Genomic DNA, 19,609 nt, shown 5'->3' on the forward strand with positions numbered 1-19,609 from the left:
GCCGGCGGGCGCCCGTCCGGGCCGGAGCCGTGATATCTTCGCCCCGATGCGTGCGCAGGACGCCGGCCAGGGGGACCTTCACGACAAGACCCGCGCGGCTCTTCACGAATTCTTCGGGCGCGGGGAGGCCTTCGTCCGCCAGCTGATCGCCGAGAACGAACGCCTGCGCAGTGAGCTCAACGAGACACAACCCGATCGGCCGGCGCGGCCCGAGCTGACGCCGGCGTCGGTGGTGGAGGGCCTGCTCGGCCGGATCGTCGAGCTCGAAAAGGCGCGCGGCGCCGCGGCCGATTCGGGCGCCCCCGCGCCGGCAGGCGGCGATTTGGCCCGCCTGCGCGAGCGGGTGGTGCAGCTCGAGGACGAGAACTACCACCTCGCGTCGATGTACGTCGCGGGCCTGCAGTTCCACGCGTCGCGGACGATCGGCGACGTGCTGCAGACGACCACCGAGATCCTGCTCAACTTCATCGGCGTCGGGGCTTTCACCCTGTACCTCGTCGACGAGGAGCGGCGGGTGTTGTTCCCGATCGCGCGCGAGGGCGGGGAGATGAACGAGCTCGTCGAGATCGAGATGGACGAGGCGAGCCCCGCGGCGCAGATGGCCCAGCGCGGACGGCCCTGGTCCCGCGGAGATCCCGCATACGCCTCGGACGACGTGATCATGTATCTTCCGCTGGTCAGCGGGCGGCGTCTCGTCGCTGTCCTGCGCCTCGAAGCCTTTCTGGCGCAAAAGCCCGGTTTCGAGGACAATGACTACAGCCTCCTTTCTATGATCTCCGAACACGCCGGCATCGCCATCGAGTCGGCGTGGATCCGGGCCCACGCCAAGGCGGTCGCGCTGCAGCGGCAGGCCGTAGAACACCTCCTCGGAGCATGACCCAGGACACCCAAACTCGCCGGCTCAACGCGTTGGTGGTCGAAGACAGCCCGCCGATGCGTAAGATGATCGTGTTCGCGTTGTCGCGGATCCGGGAGCTCAGCGTGGTCGAGGCCGATGACGGCGTCGACGCGCTCCGCCGCCTGTCGGGCACCAAGTTCGACATCATCATCACCGACATCAACATGCCCATCCTCGACGGGCTGAAGCTCGTCAAGCGCCTGCGCGCCGACGAGACCTACCAGGACGTGCCGATCATCATCATCACGACCGAGGGGGCCGCGGAGGACCGGCAGCGCGCGCTGGCGCTGGGCGCCAACGCGTACATCACCAAGCCCATCCAGGCCCCCGCGGTCATCAAGCTGGTGCGCGAGATCCTCGGCCTGGAGGAGCGGTGACCCCAGGCCGCCGCGCCGGGCCCGGGCGGGCTCGCGGCGGGGCGGCTGGCGCTGGCCCTTCGAGCAGGTCCGAAGGGACAGGTCCGAAGCGCCAGGCGAAGGCGCGCTCGCTCGCGCCGGCGATCGAGGAGTACCTCGAGCACCTGAAGGTCGAGCGGCGTCTGCGGCCGAACTCGTTGCTCGCGTACACCGGCGATCTCGAGGTGTTCGTCGCGCACGCGGAGGCGGCGGGCATCGAGGCGCTGGACGGGGTGACGCCGGCGCTGCTGCTGCGCTTCGCCGTCGGGCTGTCGCGGGCGGGGCTGTCGCCGCGCAGCCAGGCCCGGCGGCTGACGGCCGTGCGCGGGCTGTTCCGGTTCCTGCGCGAGGAGGGCCGGCTGGACATCGACCCGGCGCAGGCGCTGCGGCTGCCGAAGCTGCCCAAGCGGCTGCCGGAGCTGCTGAGCCGCGGCGAGGTCGAGGCCCTGCTGGCGGCCCCGGGGCAGGACAGCCCGCTGGCGCTGCGCGACACGGCCCTGCTCGAGCTGCTCTATGCGACAGGTTGCCGGATCTCCGAGGCCCTCGACCTGACCCTCGACCGGCTCTACCTCGACCAGGCGATCGTGCGGCTGACCGGCAAGGGCGACAAGCAGCGGCTGGTGCCGCTCGGGTCGCCGGCCATCGCCGCGCTGCAGGCGTGGCTGACGAGCGGGCGGCCGGAGCTCGTGCGCGGCGCGGTGCGCTGGGTGTTCGTCAACCACCGCGGCGGGCGGCTGTCGCGGCAGGGCTTCTTCCTCAAGCTGCGGGAGTACGCGCTGGCGATCGGGGTCACGCGCCCGATCTCGCCGCACAAGCTGCGGCACAGCTTCGCGACCCACTTGCTCGAGGGCGGCGCCGACCTGCGCGCGGTGCAGGCGCTGCTCGGCCACGCCGACATCGGCACCACGGAAATCTACACGCACGTGACGCGCGACCACTTGCGCGAGCGTCACAAGCGGCACCACCCGCGGGCGTGATCGGGGGAGCTTGGTCCGGCGCGAGCGCGACAAGGCGGCGCCGACCACGGGTGTGATGGAGTGGAGAGCGCCGCTCGGCGCGGGTCACGAGCGGCACCAGCCGGGGGCGCGACAGGGGGAGCTTCGTCGAGGCGGCATCGACCACGAGGGCGGTGGAGCGGGGAGCCCCGCCCGGCGCGCGGGCCACGAGCGGGACCCCTCGCGGGGGTGACGGCGGTCGGTCGACGCGCCGGGCGAGGTCATGGATGGCGCGAAAGACATGGCCGAGGGGGCATGTCCCATCGGTCACCTGTGATCCGCGTCGGCGGGCGCGGACGGGGCCGGCGGCGCGGGAATTTGCGCCGGCTCACGTCGCCCGGGGGCCGGGTCTGCGAGCGCGGGGGCCCGAGGTTTGACTCGGGCGGGCGCGGGCGGTAATTTTGCCCGGTCCCGCTCGCGCGGGCGTCTCGCCGTGGATCGCGCTCTTTCACAATTCGCCGTGCTCGGCCTGCTCGGCGTCCAGGCCGCCGACGTCCGGCGCATGCTCGTCTTCGTCGTCTGCCTGGTCCTGGCCACCGCGGTCCACGAGTTCGCCCACGCGTACACGGCGGACCGCCTCGGCGACCCGACCCCCGGGCGCGAGGGTCGCCTGACCCTGAACCCGCTGGCGCACGCCGACCCGATCGGGACCATCGCGCTGCCGCTGTTCGCGGGGCTGACGCGGGCGCCGCTGTTCGGCTGGGGTCGCCCGGTCAACACCCAGCCGCGCTACTACAACCGCAAGGTGAGCATGCGCGGCGGGATGGCGCTGGTCGCGTTCGCGGGCCCGCTGTCGAACGTGCTGCAGGCGCTGCTGGTGGCGCTGCTGGCCTGGGGGCTGGTGGCGGGCGGCATCTCGCCCGAGGCGCACGCGAGCCTGTTCGGCGTGCTCGGCCTGTTCTTCATCATGAACATCACGCTGGCCGTGTTCAACCTGCTGCCCGTACACCCGCTCGACGGCGGGAAGGTGCTGGCGTGGCTGTTGCCCTCGCGCGCGCAGGCGGTCGACGATTTCCTGGCGAAGTGGGGCTGGGCCATCTTGCTGGCGCTGCTGCTGTCTCCCGCGCTGTCGGTCATCTTCGAACCGGTGATGCGGCTCGCGTTCAAGAGCATGGCGCTCGTCGACGTCCGCTGGCTCACCGCCTACGCCGGCCTGCTGGGGCGCTGAAGCGGGGCGTGAGCGAGCGGGAGCGGGCGATGGAGCAGGGAAGCACCGGCCTCGGCGAGGGAGGCCCCCGTCCGCGCGAGCGCAAGGGCTCGCCGATCTACTCGGTCGAGCTCGAGGTGTTCGAGGGCCCGCTCGACCTGCTGCTTCACCTCGTGCGCAAGCACGAGCTCGACATCCTCGACATCCCGATCGCGTTCGTCGCCGAGAAGTACCTCGAGTACCTCGAGGTGATGCGCCAGCTCGACCTCGAGATCGCCGGCGACTACCTGGTGATGGCGGCGACGCTGGCGTACCTCAAGAGCCGCGAGCTGCTGCCGCCCGAGCCGCGCTCCGGCGAGGCGGGCCAGAGCGAGGAAGAGGAGGGCGAGGACCCGCGCGAGGCGCTGATCCGCCGGCTCGTCGAGTACGAGCGGTTCAAGCAGGCCGCGGCCGAGCTCGACTCGCTGCCGGTGTCGGGCCGGGACGTGTTCGCCCGCGGCGCCGAGCTGGTGATGCCGCCCGTCGACCCCGGCCTCGCGCCGGTGTCGCTGTTCAACCTCGCGGAGGCGTACTACCGCGTGCTCACGCGCGCGAAGGTGAAGTCGACGCACGAGGTGCAGATCGAGGCGGTGACGGTGGCCCAGCGGATCAAGCAGCTGGCGCTGATCCTCGACGAGAAGCCGCACTTCGAGTTCGAGGAGCTGTTCCTGAACCGCACCTGGAACAGCGAGCGCGAGCTGCGGGCGATGCTCGTGGTGACGCTGATGTCGATCCTCGAGATGGTGAAGCTCGGGGTCGCCGGCGTGCAGCAGCCGCACGACAGCCCGACGATCCGGATCTACCGCCGCGCCTCGGCCGAGCAGACGCAGCAGGCGCTGGCCGACTACGACGAGGACGCGAGCTTCGGCGCGCCGAAGCCGAAAGATGGCGAGGCCACGCCGCCGCCGGGCCCGAGCGCGCCGCCGCGCGCAGCGGAGGCCGAACTCGACGCGGTCGAGGAGGCGGCCCTGCTCGCCGAGGCGCTGGCGTCGGTGCAAGAGCCCGAGGAGCCGGTCGAAGGCTACGCCGACGAGGGCGAGGACGTGGCGGCGAACGACCCCGCCAGCGAGTACGACGACGAGCCGCGCCCGCCGCAACGGCGCAGCCGGAGCGAGCGCCGGGGCGCGCGATCGAGTCCGGATGTCCTCGAGGACAGGGATGAGGCGCTCGACGCCGTCCCGGACGGACGCCTGGTGATCGTCCAAGGGGACAGCGCCGAGGTCACGCGCGATGGGCGCCCGCGAAGGCGGCTCGGGGATCTGGCGGGCCTGGCCGACGACGAAGCGGCGAGCGCCGCCCTGCGGACAGAGGACGCGGAGCCGCGCGAGGATGTCCTCGGGGACATGCCGGCGAGGGGCGGCGAGGCGGACGCGGCGGAGGAGCGTTCGTCCAGCTCGACGCGCGAGGACGAGCGCTCGACGGAGGATGCCGAGGCGAGGGAGGCGGCGACCGCCGCACCGTCGCGGAGCGAGGATGTACTCGAGGACATCTCGCTTGCGCGCGAGGGCGGCGGGGGAGGCTCGCCGGACGTCGCGGCGGCGGGAGCAGCGGTCGAGCCGGGCGAGGGGCTCGATGCAATTGCGGAGGCTGCAGGGTCGCGGACCGACGATGCCCGCGAGGACACCTCGCCCGCCGACGAGGAGGACGGTTCCCCCGAGTCGTCGCGGGGCCTCGACTCGGCGCGCGCGGTCGACATCAGTGCCGGGCTCGACGCGGTCGCGGGTGCGGTCCAGGGCGGCCTCGCCCGTCAGATGGCTGACGCTGGTCCGGCGGAGTCGACGGACGCGGCGGATGACGCTGAAGATGTCCTCGGGGACAGCTCTTCGCTCGGGCGCGGGGCGCCGGAGTCGACGAACGAGGCCGAGGAAGCACTCGTGGACGTCTCGCCTGCCGACGGGCTCGGGGCGACGGAGTCGACGGACGACGCCAGGGGCGAGGCCGAAGATGGCCGCGGGGGCCGCTTGCCCGTCGGCGAGGTCGAGGCGGCGGAGCCGATGGCCGCGGCTGGGGACGAGGTCGGGGGAGACAGCCTCGGACGCGTGCCTGCCCACGAGATCGAGGCGTCAGAGTCGACGGCGGAGGACGAGGCCGAAGATGTCCTCGAGGACAGCTTGCCCGCCGGCCGGGCCGAGGCGGGAGAATCGCCGGCCGCGGATGAGGCCGAAGATGTCCTTGAGGACAGATTTCTTTCCGGCGCAGCCGAGGCGGCAGAATCGTCGGCCGGGGATGAGGCCGAAGCTGTCCTCGGGGACGGCTTGGCGGTGGACGAGGCGGTGGAATCGACGGCCGCCGCCGCCGCTGATGATGAGGCCGCGGAGGTCCTTCTGGCCAGCCTGGCGGTTACGGGGACCGCGGTATCGAGGGTCGCGGCCGGGGGTGAAATCGCGGGAGATGTTCTCGGAGACAACCTGCCCGCTGGGGAGCTGGCGGCGGAGGAGTCGACGACCGGAGCCGAGGCCGCGAAAGATGTTTTCGGACGCGCGCCGGCGGGCGAGGTCGAGGCGGCGGAGCCGATTTCCGGAGACGAGGCCGAGGATGACCCCCGGGACAGCGAGCCCGGAAGCGAGGTCGAGGCGGCGGCGCCGACGGCCGGGGACGAGGCCGAAGATGGCCTCGCGGACAGCTTGTTGGTCGACGGGAGCGAGGCCGCGGAGTCGACGGCGGTGCCCGCGGACGAGGTTGAGGATGTCGCTGGGGACAGGGTGCCTGCCGGCGCGAACGGGGCAGTGGAGTCGGCGGCCGCAGCCGCCGACGAAGCGGCGGGAGATGTTTTCGGGGACAGCGTGCCTCCAGGCGCGAGCGAAACGGTAGAGTCGCCGGGCGCGCGCGAGGATGAGGCGGGAAGTGGCTTCGGGGACAGCTTGGTGGTCGACGAGCTCCCGGCGGCGGAACCGACGGACGCGGCCGGGGACGAGGTCAGGAAGGATGTCCTCGGGGACAGCTTGCCGGCGGGTGAGCTGGAGACGGAGTCGACGGGCGCGGCCGGGGATGAAGACAGGGGGGATGTCCTCAGGGACAGCTTGCCGGCCGGTGAGCTGGAGACGGAGTCGACGGGCGCGGTCGAGGGAGATGTCCTCGGGGACAGCTTGCCGGCTGGTGAGCTGGAGACGGAGTCGACGGACGCGGCCGGGGACGAGGTCGCGGAAGATGGCCCCGGACGCGTGTTCGCCGGCGAGCTCGAGGCGTCGGAGTCTTCGGCCGGAGACGAGGTCGCGGGGGATGGCCTCGGACGGGTGTCTGCCGGCGAGGTCGAGGCGGCGGGGTCGACGGTCGTGGTGGGGGACACCCCGGAAGATGCCCTCAGGGACAGCTTGCTTCGAGGCCGGGCCGCAGCGTCGGAGTCGACGGCCTCGCGCGCAGCCTCCGAGGAGGGCGCGGGGGCAGCCGCCGAGGAGGACGCTCTCGAGCACGGCCAGGCGACTGGCGAGCGCGCCGTCGATCCGGCAGGGTCGGACGTGGCGGCCCGGGACACCGAGGATGAACGCGAACCTGTCGGTTTGGACAGTGACGACGACGAGGCCGGCGGGTTGTTCCTCAACACGGGCGAGGGCCTGGGTGCGCGCGAGCTCGGCGACGTCGACGACGATGAGGATGACGCGCAGTGACGGCGGCCGTGACAGGGGGTAGGACATGGTGAAGCCGCGCAAGACGGGCCTGAAGGCCCCGCCGCGGGTACATGCGGGCGAGAGCGTGCCGGCCGTCGATACCGAGGCGCCCGAGTCGGCCGAGCCGGCGGCGGAGCCCGAGCACGACGAGGCCGCGCGGGCCGAAGATGCGGGCGCGGAGGAGGCGCTCAGCGAGGCGCCGACCGAGGAGCGCGCGCCCGACGGCGCGGCAGACACCACGAGCGAGGAGGCCCCGGAGTCCGGCGACGCGAGCCGGTCCGAAGAGGCGAGCGAGTCGCGGCCGCGTGCCGGCCGGCGTGGCCGCGGCGCAGCGCGCAGCAAGACTGCGGCGGGCGAAGGGACCTCCGTGGCCGAGGCGCCGCGCGCCCGAGGGGGACGTCGGGGCCGTGCTGGGCGAGCGGGCAGCGAGCGCGAGGAGACCGGCGAGGCGGACGCGCGCGCCGTGGAGCCGCAGGCCGATCTTGTGGACCGAGAGCGCGTCGGCGCCGACTCGGAGGGCCCAGACGGGGTCGCCGAGCGGAGCCCCGAGAGCGGCGAGGAGTTGGCGGCGAGTGACGCATCGGTGCTGTCCGATGCGTCAGGTCCTCGTGGTGCCGAGGGCGGGGCGGAGGTCGAGGCAGGGGACGCATCTGGACTGTCCGATGGGACAGGTTCATCGGGCGGGGCGGAGTCGGAACAGGGCTCCGCTGAACCACTCGAGTCGCCCGCGCCCGGCGGCGACGACTCGGCAGCCGACGAGGGCGCCGCCTCGGCCGAGGACGACGAGGCGGGCAGTCCGGCGGAGGGAGCGGGTTCCGACGATGCGCTCGCCGCCGCGCTGGCGGCAGCTTCGGCGCCGCGAGCGGCCACGCCGGGCGTCGTGCTCAGCGACGAGCTGCCGATCGATCCGGACGACGACCTGCGCGGGATCGAGGGCGAGGCCTCGGCGCGGCTGGTGTCGATCCTCGAGAGCCTGCTATTTTCGGCGGCGAAACCGTTGTCGGTCAAGGACCTGCGGAAGGTGCTGCAGGAGACCAGCCAGCGGCAGATCCAGCTGGCGCTGCGGCACCTGATGGAGGTGACGAGCTCGCGCGGGGTGGTCCTCGCGCAGGTCGCCGGCGGGTTCCAGTTCCGCACGCACCCGGAGAACGCGGTGTGGGTGCAGAAGATGTTGCAGGCGAAGCCGGCGAAGCTGAGCCGCACCCAGATCGAGACGCTGGCCATCGTCGCCTACCGCCAGCCGGTCACGCGGCCGGAGATCGACGACATCCGCGGGGTCGACAGCGGGGCGGTGTTGAAGTCGCTGCTCGAGCGCGAGCTGATCCAGATCGTCGGCAAGAAGGACGAGCCGGGCCGCCCCCTGCTGTACGGGACGACCGTGCGCTTCTTGGAATTCTTCAACCTCCGCGGGCTGCGCGACCTGCCGACGCTGCGAGACTTCCGCGACCTGTCCGAGGAGTCGAAGGCGACCGTGCGCGAGCGGCTCGGCGACCTGCAGATCGCCGAGGCGCTCGGGCAAGAGGTGCTCGGGTTCACCGGTCCCGAGGCACAGGTCCCCGGGGACATGGCCTCCGAAGCAGGCGCGGAGGCGCAGCCCGCCGCTGCGGGCGACGCCGGTGCTGGAGCGGCGGCGGGTGGTGCGAGCGAAGCCGGCGCTCGGCAGGGCGAGGACGTCCCGGCGAGCGCCGAGACGCCGCAGCCCGAAGGCGGGGCCGCGGGTGACGCAGGAGCCGCAGACGGCGAATCCGGTGCAGAGGACGCCGCAGCCCCGGGAGCCGACCGCGCTTCCGCGGAGGACGGGGCTGCGGTGCGCGACGCTTTCCCGGGCGAGACCGGTGACGGCGTCCCCGACGCGGGCGAGAGGTCGCGCGCGGACGACGAGGCCGAGGTCGGTGAAGCCGGGGGGGAGGACCCGGCCGGTGGCGGAGACGACGAGGCGGTGCGCGATGACTCGTCGGGCGAGAGCGCCGCGGATGACGAGGGCTCGCCAGGCGCCGACGCGAGCGAGGACTCGCGGGACGAGCGCGCCCGCGAAGCCGACGATGAGCGCTCCCCGGCCGTCGACGAGGACTCGGGCGACGAGAGCGCCGGTGATGCAGACGACGAGAGCTCGATCGATGACTCGGCGAACGAGCGCGCCGGGGACGACGAGAGCTCGGAGGCTCTCGACGAGGGCGAGGACTCGCCGGAGGAGCGCGCCGGGGATGACGAGAGCTCGGAGGCTCTCGACGAGCGCGAGGACTCGCCCGAAGCGCGCGACGGTGATGACGAGCGCGAGGACTCGCCGGACGACCGCGATGCGGGCGGCGAGACCGAGCGTACCTACGTGCTGGACGCGGACGACGAGGCCTCGCACGCTCTCGAGGTGAGCGAGCGTGAGGACCCGGCGGAGGACGACGCGGAGCGCGATGATTTGGCCGCCACGGAGGGGGACGACGCGGAGTCGCATGCGAGCGACGAGTGGTCGACCGCGCCTCACCGCTCGCGGAGCGAGCCGGCGGACGAGAACGAGGAACCCGAGAGTTGAGCCGCGAGGCGGCGCAGAGGAGCAGCGAGCATGAAGCGAACGACCAACCAGGGCAGGAGCGGCGGGCCGAAGGCGGCCACGCGGTCGCAGGGCGCCCGCCACCAGGGCAAGGCGCCGGGGCGCCGGGATCCGGCCGGGACCGAGCGTCCCGCGAGCAAGGGCGGGCCGGGACGTGCTCGCCCGGCCGGCGCGGCGGGCTCGCGGCGAACCGGCGGCGGTGCGCGCTCGGGCCCGAAAGACGGGTTCGAGAGCCGTGGCCCCGACGCCGCGGGAGCGGGCGAGGCGACTGGTCGAAAGGGCAGGTTCGAAGCGACAGGGCGTGCCGAGCATGTCCGCGGAGACAGGGCCCGCGGAGCGAGCGGCAGTCGGGGACGGGACCGGGCTACCGGCGCGGACCGTGACGCAGAGCAGGCACCCCACGGGTCGCGGTCGCGCGCTGCGGCGGAGCGCGGCGGCAAGGCTGCTCGCGGGGATCGGTCGGAGTCGGAGTCGACGCCGCGCGCGGGCAGGGCTGCCCGCGGGGATCGGTCGGAGACGACGCCGCGGGCGGATCGGGCTGTCCGCAGGGACAGGTCGGAGGCGGCGCCGCGGGCGGATCGCTCTGTCCGCCGGGACAGGTCGGTGACCGCGGGCCGGGCTGACCGCGGGGACAGATCGACCTTTGCCGAGCGGGAAGACCGGGACACGGCGGCGCGCGGGGCGCCCGGCCGGGGTCGGGCGGCCGGCGACGACTGGACGCCGGAGCCCGCGCCGCGGCCAGCGGCCCCGCGGGGCGCCGCCGAGGGCGGGGCTGTCCGCGGGGACAGGTCGAAGCCGCGCGCGAGCGGAGCTGTCCGCGGGGACAGGTCGCAACCCGGCGCGGCGGGCCGCGGCGGGAAGGCCAGGTCGGCTGGCGCGAAGGGCAGCGCGGCGCGCGGGGCCAAGGCCCGGTCGGACAGCGCGGCGCGCGGGGCCAAGGCCCGGTCGGCTGGCGCGAAGGACAGCACGGCGCCGCGCGGGCTCACCGACGCGGTGGCGCTGCGGCAGGCCGAGCGGGCGGCCGCGGCGCGCACCGGGGCGAAGACCCGGGCGAAGAAGGGGATCGCCGCCGCCCCGGAGATCCTGCGGCCGGCCAAGGTGCGGCTGCAGAAGGCGCTGGCGGCCGCCGGCGTGACCTCGCGGCGCAAGGCCGAGGAGCTGATCGCGGCCGGCGCGATCAAGGTCAACGGCAAGCGGGTCACCGAGCTCGGCACGAAGGTCGATCCCGACCGCGACGCGATCGAGGTCCGGGGCACGCGCGTGCAGCTGGAGAAGAAGGTGTACTTCCTGCTCAACAAGCCCGACGGGGTGGTCTGCTCGGCCGAGGGCCCGAAGGACAACGAGGGCCGGCCGACGGTGCTTTCGCTGTTCCCGGAGCTGCCGCAGCGGATCTACCCGGTCGGCCGCCTCGACTTTCACACCCGCGGCGCGCTGATCCTGACCAATGACGGCGATCTCGCGGCGGCGCTGACCCACCCGCGGCACGAGATCCCGAAGACCTACCACGTGAAATTCCAGGGCAAGCTCACGGAGGCCGAGCTCGGGACGCTGGCCACCGGGGTCACGCTGGAGGACGGGACCGTCACCCGGCCGGCGGCCGAGGTCAGCGTCATCAAGGAGACCGCGACCAACACTTGGGTGCAGATCACCCTGCGGCAGGGCCTGAACCGGCAAATTCGCCGCATGGGCGAGGCCATCGGCAAGCCCGTGCTGAAGCTGATCCGCGTCGCCATCGGCGACGTCACCGCGGACGGACTGGCAGATGGTGAGTTTCGTCCGCTGACCCCGACCGAGGTCTACGACCTCATGGCGGCAGCTTCGCCGGCCGCGCATCCCGGCGCCCAGGCCCGGCCGCGCGCCGGAGGCGAAGATTCGGCCCCGGGTGCGGGCGGGCGGGCGCGTTCCCGGCTTGCGCCGCGGAAGCGGGCGGGGTAGTGTCCGCGCCCGCTCGTCGTTCAGGACCCGCAGGGTCGTGAAGACAATTTCCGCCAGGACTTCGTATGGCCAAGAACTCTCAAGTTTTGCGCGACCAGAAGCGCGACAAGCTGATCAGCAAGTACGCTGCCCGCCGCGGCGAGCTGCGCGACAAGCTCAAGGATCCGAACATCGATCTCGAGGACAAGCTCGCGATCTCGGCGCAGCTCACCAAGCTGCCCCTCAACTCGTGCCCGACCCGCAAGACCCGGCGCTGCATGCTGACGGGCCGCTCCAAGGCGGTCTATCGCAAGTTCGGCCTGAGCCGGAACATGCTCCGCGAGCTCGCCCTCAAGGGTGAACTGCCGGGCGTGACCAAGTCGAGCTGGTGAATTCGTCGCCCGCCGCAGGAGAGTCATGAAGTCCGGAATCCATCCCAGCTACCGCAAGGTCCTGTTCGTCGACGCCGCCTCGGGTGACGAGTGGGTGTCCTACTCGACGATGACCGGCAGCGACACGCGCTCGCACAAGGGCGAGGAACTCCCGGTCGTCCGCGTCGACATCTCGTCGTTCAGCCATCCGTTCTGGACCGGTCAATCGCGCGAGGTCGACACCGAGGGCCGCATGGACCGCTTCCGCCGCCGCTACGGCGTCAAGGGCGGGGCCTCGGCTGCTCCGGCCCCTGCCAAGCCGGCCGCCGCTGCCCCTGCCGCCGCCGCCCCGGCGCCCGCGAAGGCCGAGGCCGCTGCGCCCGCCAAGCCCGCCGGCAAGGCGAAGAAGAAGTAACCCGTCGGACCCCACACGGTCCGGTGACGAGCTCCACGCGCGTCACGACCCTCCGGTCGTGATGCGCGTTCGCTTTGGGTCGATCGCGCCGCACGCTCGCGTGCTGGCGGCTCACACGCGCGCTCGTCCGCGGACATCGAGCGCGTGCGCGAGCGACGTCGGCGACGCTGAGGTCATGCGCGAGCGCTGTCGGCGACGCTGAGGTCGTGCGCGAGCGCCGTCGGCGACGCTGAAGTCATGCGCGAGCGCCGTCGGCGACGCCAGCACATGGTTTTCGGGACATGTCCTTCGTGCCTCGCGCCCGGCCCGGCGTGAGCGCAGGGCCGGGGCCGCGGCCGCGGCCCCGGAGGGCGGCGGCGCAGCAGGAAGACGTGGCGCGTGCTCATCGCCTCGGGCCTCGTGCTCGCGCCTCGAGCTCTGCTGCTGCCTTTCAACTCCCGGATCGGCGCGGTTCCCGGCCCGGCGACAGCGGCAGGGTTCGAGGCGATGACCTCGGCTCGCATGGGCCGACCGCCGGGCGAGCGAGCGTCACATGTCCTGAAGACCAGACCCACGCAGGGCGGGCGAGCGGTGGTGCGAGACGATGCAGCGCTCTCGTGCCGGAGCCGCGCCTCCGCGGCCCGGGCTCCAGGCGCACCGGGACGGTGAATCGGCCGCAGGCTCACGCTCGAGGGAGCCGGGGGACCGACTGGGCGCCGCTGCGGCGCGGTCACGTCCGCCGCGGGCTCGCGCTCACACGCGCAGGACCTGAGCGGCCCAGGTGAAGCCGGTGCCGAAGGCCGTCATCGCCACGAGGTCGCCGTCCTTCAGTCGTCCGGCGGCGCGGGCCTCGTCGAGAGCGACGGGGATCGTCGCGGCCGACATGTTGCCGTAGCGATCGACGATCGACACCATCTTCGCCGGAGCGATCGCGGTGCGGGCTCGCGTCGCCTCCATGATGCGCGTGTTGGCCTGGTGCGGGATGAGCAGCGTGACGTCCTCGGGCGTCACGCCGGCGCGCTTCAAAGCCTCGATCGCGCCCTCGCTCATGGCGGTCACGGCGTGCTTGAACACCGTGTTGCCTTCCATGTGGACGGTGTGCGCCCGGGCGGCGACGCTCTCGGCGCTGGCCGGCTGACGCGTGCCGCCGGCGGGTTGGTAGAGCACCCGGGCGAGCGTTCCGTCGGCGCCCCAGGCCGAGCCGAGCAGGCCGCGATCTTCTTCGCAGGCCGTGAGGATCGCCGCACCCGCGCCGTCGCCGAACAGCACGCAGGTGCTGCGGTCCTCCCAGTTCACGACCTTGCTCATCACCTCGGCGCCGACGACCGCGGCGGTGCGGGCGCCTCCGCCGGCGATCAGGCTGGCCGCGAGCTCCATGCCGTACAACCAACCGGAGCAGCCGGCGCTGACGTCGAAGGCCGCCGGCCCGCGCAGGCCGAGCTTGTGCTGCACCCAGCACGCGGTCGACGGGAACAGCGTGTCCGGGGTGGACGTGGCGACGATGAGGACGTCGAGCGCGTCGGGCTCGAGGCCCGCCGCGCCGCACGCCGAGAGCAGCGCCTCGGCGGCGAGGTCGGAGGTCGCAACTTCGGGTGCCGCGATCCGGCGCTCACGAATTCCGGTCCGCTCGACGATCCACTGATCCGTGGTGTCGATCATCGTCTCGAGCTCGGCGTTCGTCAGCACCCGCGGCGGCAGGGCGCGCGCCGTGGCGAGGATCTTGAACCGACGCATGCGTCACCTGCTAGCTCACCCTGCGACTGCGCGGCAATCGAGGAGGATGTGCGGCAGCGCCGGCCGCGACGCGATGGAGCCAACACACGCCCTTTTGCACGCAATTGCCGGGATATGGCCCCGGGCTGGTACAGTACCGGGGCCATTTTGCCCCTCGCCCGTATGCGCTCTCCTCTCTCTGTCTGCGCAACTCTCCTGGCGGCCTCGACCTTCGTCGCGTGCGCCTCGTCGCTCGACAAGGCCCGTGTCGCCCGCAACGCGAACGATGACGTCAGGGCCGAGCAGTACCTCCGCAAGTCGATGGCGAGCGATCCCGAGGACCGCGCCGCGGCCCAGCGTGAATTGGCGTCGCTCAAGTTCGCCCAAGCGCAGGCCAAGGCCAAGCAAGATCCCGCGGCCGCCGAGAAGCTGGTGCGTGAGAGCCTGACGCTGGCCCCCGATGACGAGAAGGCCGTCGATCTCCTCGGGCGCGTCATTCACGCGCAGGGCCGCCTCGACGAGGCGATCCAGGTGCTCGGCGAGGGCGACGGCAAGGCCTGCGACATGTGCAAGCGCTACCTCTCGGTGCTGCTGCTCGAGCGGGCCGGCAAGCGCGAGGCCGCCAAGGACTTCGAGGGGGCGCGCGCCGATTACTCGCGGGCGACCGAGCTGATCCCCGACGCCGCGACCGCGCTGGCCGTCGCGCGCACCAGCGAGCAGCTCGGCGACCTCGAGGGCATGACGCGCGCGATCGAGAAGGCGGTGCCGCTGATCCGCCCCGAAGACACCGCCGCCCAGACGGAATTCCTCGGCTTCCGCGAGCGAACCGTGCTGGCCGCGGCGGCCCGCGGCGACGTCGCCACCTGCGATCGCTGGCTCAACTACTTCCCGCCCGGGGCAGGCGGCGACGGCTGGTACGTGTTGCAGCTGCGCGTCGCGCAGGAGCTGTACCGCCAGAAGAAGGTCGACGTCGCCATCACCCGCGCGCGGCACATGCTCGGCTCGACGCACGCCGACACGCTGCCGGCCAACCGCAAGACCGAGTTCCAGCGCTTCCTGGCCGACATCTATCGCCTGCAGGGCGTCGGCTACCTGCGCGAGGGCAAGCTCGCCGAGGCCGACGACAACTTCCGGCTGGCGATGGAGTACGCGCCGACCGACGACAAGATCAAGCTGTTGCGGGCGCTGGCGATCGGCGGCAACCACGAGACCGAGAAGGCGATCCAGGTGGTGAAGGCGCTGCCCAAGGAGACCAAGGGGCACGCGGAGGTGATGGCGATCCTCGAGAGCATGCAGGTCGCCGATCGCCTGGCCGAGGGCGACGTCGAGGGGGCCAAGGCCGCGCTCGCGCGCGCGCAGGCGGCCAGCGCGGAGACGCCCGAGGTCCACGTGGCGATGGCCGAGATGCTCGTCATCACCCCGGCCGCGGGCGTGAACAAGGGCATCGTCCGCCAGCTCAAGAAGAGCGGGATCGTCAAGTACCCCAACGACGAGGTCAACCGCTACGGCGAGGCCCTGTCGGAGCTGGCGTGGGCGCGCGAACAAGCGCGCGGGCTCGGCGAGGGCTACCTGTTCCGCGGGCCCGGGATCGACGCGCGCATGGCCAACCTCGACCGTCAGCTGCGGGCCTTTTACCCGTTCCCGGTCGAGTTCAACGCCGACAGCACGGCGATCCTGAAGATCCGCTTCAAGAGCGGCGCGGCCGGCGAGGTCGGGGTCAAGACCGACAGCGGAGAGCAGACGATCCGCGTTCCCGCGGGCAGCGAGGGCGCCGAGGTCACCGTGCGCGACCCGGGCCTGACTTACTTCCGAATCAACGGCAAGGTCTCCAGCTTCGTGACCGAGCCCTACACCCGGGTGACGATCGACCTGTGATGCTCGCGCCGCTGAGCCCGCCGACTGCCGGCGCCGATCGGCGCTGCACGGCGGGCGGGGCCTGATAGACTCGCCGGCGATGCAGTCCTGTCCCTATCGCAAGATCCGTCCGCTGGGCGAGGGGTCGATGGGGGACGTGCACCTGTGCGTCGACGTGCAGCAGCGCCGCCTGGTCGTTGTCAAGTGGCTGCGGGCTGAGCTGCACGAGGGCAGCCAGGCGGCGGTCCGGTTCCGACGCGAGGCCGAGCTGATGGCGGGGGCCAATTTCCCCGGCGTCATCAAGGTCGAGGAGTGGGGCCTCGACGAGTTCGGTCGCACGTGGATGGCGATGGAGTTCGTCGACGGGCTCATGCCGTCGGCGGTGATCGGGCCCGGTGATTGTTGGTCGGTGCATCGCTTGCTGGCCGGGGTGGGCCAGGGCCTCGACGACCTCCACGGCCTCGGCGTGGTCCACCGCGACCTCAAGCCCGAGAACGTGCTGCTGCGGAGCTCGGTCGACGGCTGGGAGCCGGTGATCATCGACCTCGGGATCGCCAAGTGGCTGGCGCAGGAGACCGCGACCGCGAGCGGCTCGGTGTTCGGCACGCCGCACTACATGAGCCCGGAGCAGTGCCGCGACACCAAGCACGTCGGGCCGGCGACCGACCGTTACGCCGTCGCCGTCATCATCTTCGAGCTGCTGGCCGGGCGGCGCCCGTTCGAGGGTCGGACGATCCCGGAGCTCTTGCGGCAGCACCTCGAGTCGCCGGTGCCGGAGCTGCAGATCCCCAAGCGCGTGCGCTCCGGGGCGATCCGCGACACCGCGGCCAAGGCGACCTATCCGTCGCCCAACCTCGACGCGTTCATGCGCAAGGCGATGGCCAAGGAGCCGCGGCTGCGGTTCGGCAGCGGGCGCGAGATGGCGACCGAGTTCGAGCGCGCGGCCAAGGCCGACGGGCTGTGGGAGGTCCCTGACCCTTCGGACATGACGCCGCTGTTCCCGGCGCTGACCCACCCGATGGCCGAGATCATCATCGACGGCGAGTCGCGCCAGCGCTTCGACGTGCGCCACGGGCCGCTGGTGCTCGGGCGCCACGAGTCGTGCCAGGTGGTGCTCGGCTCGCCGCGGCTCAGCCGCCTGCACGCGTGCGTGTACCTGCACCGCGGGCGCGTGTGGGCCGCCGACCTGCACAGCCAGAACGGCACGCTGTTCCAGGGCCGCGCGCTCCAGCCCGGCGTGCCGATGCCGTTCCCGCCGGGCGGCCAGACCGCCGTGTTCACGCTCTACAACCGCAACATCGCCGTCCGCCTGTGCACCACCACGGGGCCGTGAGCGCGCGGTCATGGCGAGCGACGCGGACGATGGCGCGGCGCGACGTGTCCGGAAGGACAGCGGCGGTGGCCGAGACGGCGGTGCTTCGGGGCCTGTCCGGAGGGACAGTCGTGGCGCGGGCGACCGGAGCGCCGAGGATGAGGGTTCTTCGGGACATGTCCTGACGGACAGAGGAGAATCGACTGGAGCGGGCGACGGGAGCGCCGATGATGGGGGTTCTTCGGGACATGTCCTGAAGAGCAGGTATGGGTCGATCGGAGCGGGCGACCGCAGCGCCGCGGATGGAGGTGCTTCGGGACCTGTCTCGATCGACAGATGTGAACCGGCTGGAGCGGACGTCGGCGGCGCCGGGGATGGGTGTTCGGGGGGACATGTCCTCGCAGACAGCCGCGACGCCGCGCCGGCCGCGTCGAGCGGGACGCGGCGCCTGGCCGCGGCCCTGCTGTTCGGCCCGGCGCTGGCGTGGACGGTCGCGGCGGCGGCCGGGCTGGCGTGGGCCGGCGCGCGGGCGGACGCCTGGGGCCCCGCGCCGCGCCGCGAGGCCGCGGTGGTCGGCTCCGAGGCGTGCCGCGCCTGCCACCCGGCCCAGCACGCCAGTTGGTCGGCGACCTACCACCGGACGATGACGCAGCGCGCCGAGGGCGAGGCCGTGCTGGCGCCGTTCGCCGGCGAGCACGTCGATCACCTCGGCTTCCGCGCGACGATGACCCGCAGCGTCGAGGGCCGCCCGCACGTGCGGGTGACGCCGCTCGACGACGAGGGGCGCGAGACGGGCGAGCCGCTGCTCGACGTCGACGTGGTCATGACCGTGGGCAGCCACCGCTACCAGCAGTACCTGGCGCGGCTCGACCGCGGCGGCGGGCCGGGCGAGGTGTGGCGGCTGCCGGTCGCCTGGCACATCGCCACGGCGCGGTGGATCCCCATGAACGCGGCGTTCCTCGAGCCGGAGGGCGCGCGCGGCGACGCCGACGCCTATCTGCGCCACCTCAGCCGCTGGAACGACAACTGCGTGCTGTGCCACAACACCGAGCCGCGGCCGGGGATGTCGCAAGGGACAGGCGAGTCGCCGCGCTTCGCGACCACGGTCGGCGAGCTCGGGATCGCCTGCGAGGCCTGCCACGGGCCGGCGGAGGCGCACCTGCAGCGCCACGCCGATCCGTTCCGCCGGCTGCTGGCGGGCGGGGCGGGGGACGGATCGATCGCGCACCCGGGCCGGCTGGCGCCGCGCGAGGAGAGCGGGGTGTGCGGGCGCTGCCACGGCAACCGGATCAGCGCCGACGTCGCCGCGGTGCTGCGCGAGGGCGACGGGTTCTTGCCCGGGACCGATCTGGCCGCGGTGTCGCGCCCGATCTTCCGCGACGCGACCGTCGGCGGCGAGGCGCTGTTCGCCGAGCGCTTCTGGCCCGACGGGACGCCGCGCCTGTCGGCCTACGAGTACCAGGGGCTGCTGCTGTCGCCCTGCCACCAGGACGGCCGCGAGGGCGGGCTCGGCTGCGACGACTGCCACGCGATGCACGGCGACCAGCCCGACATGCAGGTCCGCCGCGACCGCAGGGGCGCGATGGCCTGTACTTCATGCCATGCTCGAGAGGACCTGTCCTCGGGGACACGGCACGGAGGACATGGCGAAACGGTCACGTGCCAGGGCTGCCACACGCCGCGGATCACCTACGGCCTGCTCGAGGGGATGATCGGCCACCGGATCGCGGTGCCGCGGCCCCAGGCGTGGATCGGCCGCCACGACCAGCCGGACGCCTGCACGCAGTGCCACGTCGATCGCAGCCGGACCTGGGCGGCGGAGGCGCTGCCGCGGCTCGGGTTCCCGGACGCGGGTCCGCTGCCGCGGCCGGCGCCCGACGAGGCGTGGGGCTCGCGCGTGCAGCTCGACCTGGTCGGCGGCGATCCGCTGCAGCGGGTGCTGGCGATCCACGCGCTGACGCGCCCGGAGGTGCCGGTGGCGGCCGCAGAGCGGCGGGCGTGGATCACCGACGCGCTCGACGACGAGTACCCGGCCGTGCGGTGGTTCGCCTGGCGAGCGCTGCGGCAGCTCGCGGAGCCGGACCAGATCGCGCGGGTCGACGCCTACGACCCGCACGCCGACGCGGAGCAGCGGGTCCCTGCGGCCGACGCCCTGCGCGCGGTGTTCGGCGGCGGGCCGTTCACGCCGGAGCAGCGCGAGGCGCTCGAGGCCCGGCGCGAGCGGACGGTGCTGTGGATCGGCGAGTGAGGCGTTCGATCCGGGCCGCGCGGGGCGCTGTGCCGCAGCACGCGGGTCCACGGGGTCAGGCGTCGCTCCCGGGGTCGAGCATCGCCGCGTGAGTCGCTCGGCCGCGGCCGCAGCGCGAGGGGTACGCGGCGCCGCTGGAGAGGCGGGGCAGGACGTGCCGCGGCAAGAGAGTTCGACGA

At 73.0% G+C, this 19,609-nt stretch carries 13 protein-coding genes; 12 read left to right on the forward strand and 1 reads right to left on the reverse strand.

All coding sequences use genetic code 11. From position 1 onward, the window contains the following. Positions 1-46 precede the first annotated feature (46 nt). From NAEX_RS46015 to NAEX_RS46055, 9 genes are all read left to right on the forward strand, one after another. Positions 47-877, forward strand: coding sequence for a GAF domain-containing protein (locus tag NAEX_RS46015; protein WP_096334276.1), 831 nt, complete (start codon positions 47-49; stop codon positions 875-877). Continuing rightward, positions 874-1,275 carry a response regulator gene (locus tag NAEX_RS46020; protein ID WP_096334277.1) on the forward strand — a complete coding sequence of 134 codons (402 nt, stop codon included), beginning with the start codon at positions 874-876 and terminating at the stop codon, positions 1,273-1,275. Before NAEX_RS46015 ends, NAEX_RS46020 begins: the two co-directional genes overlap by 4 nt. Beyond that, positions 1,272-2,270 (forward strand): site-specific tyrosine recombinase XerD, encoded by a 999-nt coding sequence (xerD, locus tag NAEX_RS46025; protein ID WP_245914021.1) that lies wholly within the window; start codon positions 1,272-1,274, stop codon positions 2,268-2,270. The genes NAEX_RS46020 and xerD overlap by 4 nt, the downstream gene beginning before the upstream one ends. A 451-nt stretch (positions 2,271-2,721) precedes the next feature. Next, positions 2,722-3,456 (forward strand): site-2 protease family protein, encoded by a 735-nt coding sequence (locus NAEX_RS46030; protein ID WP_143140169.1) that lies wholly within the window; start codon positions 2,722-2,724, stop codon positions 3,454-3,456. Between the two features lie 29 nt (positions 3,457-3,485). After that, positions 3,486-7,079 carry a segregation/condensation protein A gene (locus tag NAEX_RS46035; RefSeq protein ID WP_143140168.1) on the forward strand — a complete coding sequence of 1,198 codons (3,594 nt, stop codon included), beginning with the start codon at positions 3,486-3,488 and terminating at the stop codon, positions 7,077-7,079. Positions 7,080-7,104: 25 nt separating this feature from the next. Next, positions 7,105-9,606 (forward strand): SMC-Scp complex subunit ScpB, encoded by a 2,502-nt coding sequence (scpB, locus tag NAEX_RS46040; RefSeq protein ID WP_096334280.1) that lies wholly within the window; start codon positions 7,105-7,107, stop codon positions 9,604-9,606. Between the two features lie 1,011 nt (positions 9,607-10,617). Further along, positions 10,618-11,559, forward strand: a complete 942-nt coding sequence (locus NAEX_RS49245) for a pseudouridine synthase (protein WP_245914022.1) — start codon at positions 10,618-10,620, stop codon at positions 11,557-11,559. Positions 11,560-11,624: 65 nt separating this feature from the next. Continuing rightward, complete coding sequence (rpsN, locus tag NAEX_RS46050; RefSeq protein WP_096334282.1) at positions 11,625-11,930, forward strand: 30S ribosomal protein S14; 306 nt, start codon at positions 11,625-11,627, stop codon at positions 11,928-11,930. A gap of 25 nt (positions 11,931-11,955) precedes the next feature. Beyond that, positions 11,956-12,324 carry a type B 50S ribosomal protein L31 gene (locus NAEX_RS46055; RefSeq protein WP_096334283.1) on the forward strand — a complete coding sequence of 123 codons (369 nt, stop codon included), beginning with the start codon at positions 11,956-11,958 and terminating at the stop codon, positions 12,322-12,324. 732 nt (positions 12,325-13,056) lie between these two features. Here the strand turns inward: NAEX_RS46055 and NAEX_RS46060 are convergent. Next, the gene (locus tag NAEX_RS46060) at positions 13,057-14,037 is read right to left on the reverse strand and encodes a beta-ketoacyl-ACP synthase III (protein WP_096334284.1); all 981 of its coding nucleotides are present in this window, start codon (positions 14,035-14,037) and stop codon (positions 13,057-13,059) included. A gap of 162 nt (positions 14,038-14,199) precedes the next feature. Between NAEX_RS46060 and NAEX_RS46065 the strand changes: the two genes are divergently transcribed. From NAEX_RS46065 to NAEX_RS46075, 3 genes are all read left to right on the forward strand, one after another. After that, a complete protein-coding gene (locus NAEX_RS46065; protein ID WP_096334285.1) occupies positions 14,200-15,891 on the forward strand; it encodes a tetratricopeptide repeat protein in 1,692 nt (563 codons plus the stop codon). A 79-nt stretch (positions 15,892-15,970) separates the two neighbouring features. Continuing rightward, complete coding sequence (locus NAEX_RS46070; protein ID WP_096334286.1) at positions 15,971-17,203, forward strand: FHA domain-containing serine/threonine-protein kinase; 1,233 nt, start codon at positions 15,971-15,973, stop codon at positions 17,201-17,203. A gap of 547 nt (positions 17,204-17,750) precedes the next feature. After that, entirely contained in the window at positions 17,751-19,430 is a 1,680-nt protein-coding gene (locus NAEX_RS46075) for a cytochrome c3 family protein (protein WP_096334287.1), read from the forward strand. The last annotated feature ends 179 nt before the right edge of the window (positions 19,431-19,609 follow it).

The sequence above is a fragment of the Nannocystis exedens genome (genome assembly GCF_002343915.1).
Lineage (GTDB): Bacteria > Myxococcota_A > Polyangia > Nannocystales > Nannocystaceae > Nannocystis > Nannocystis exedens.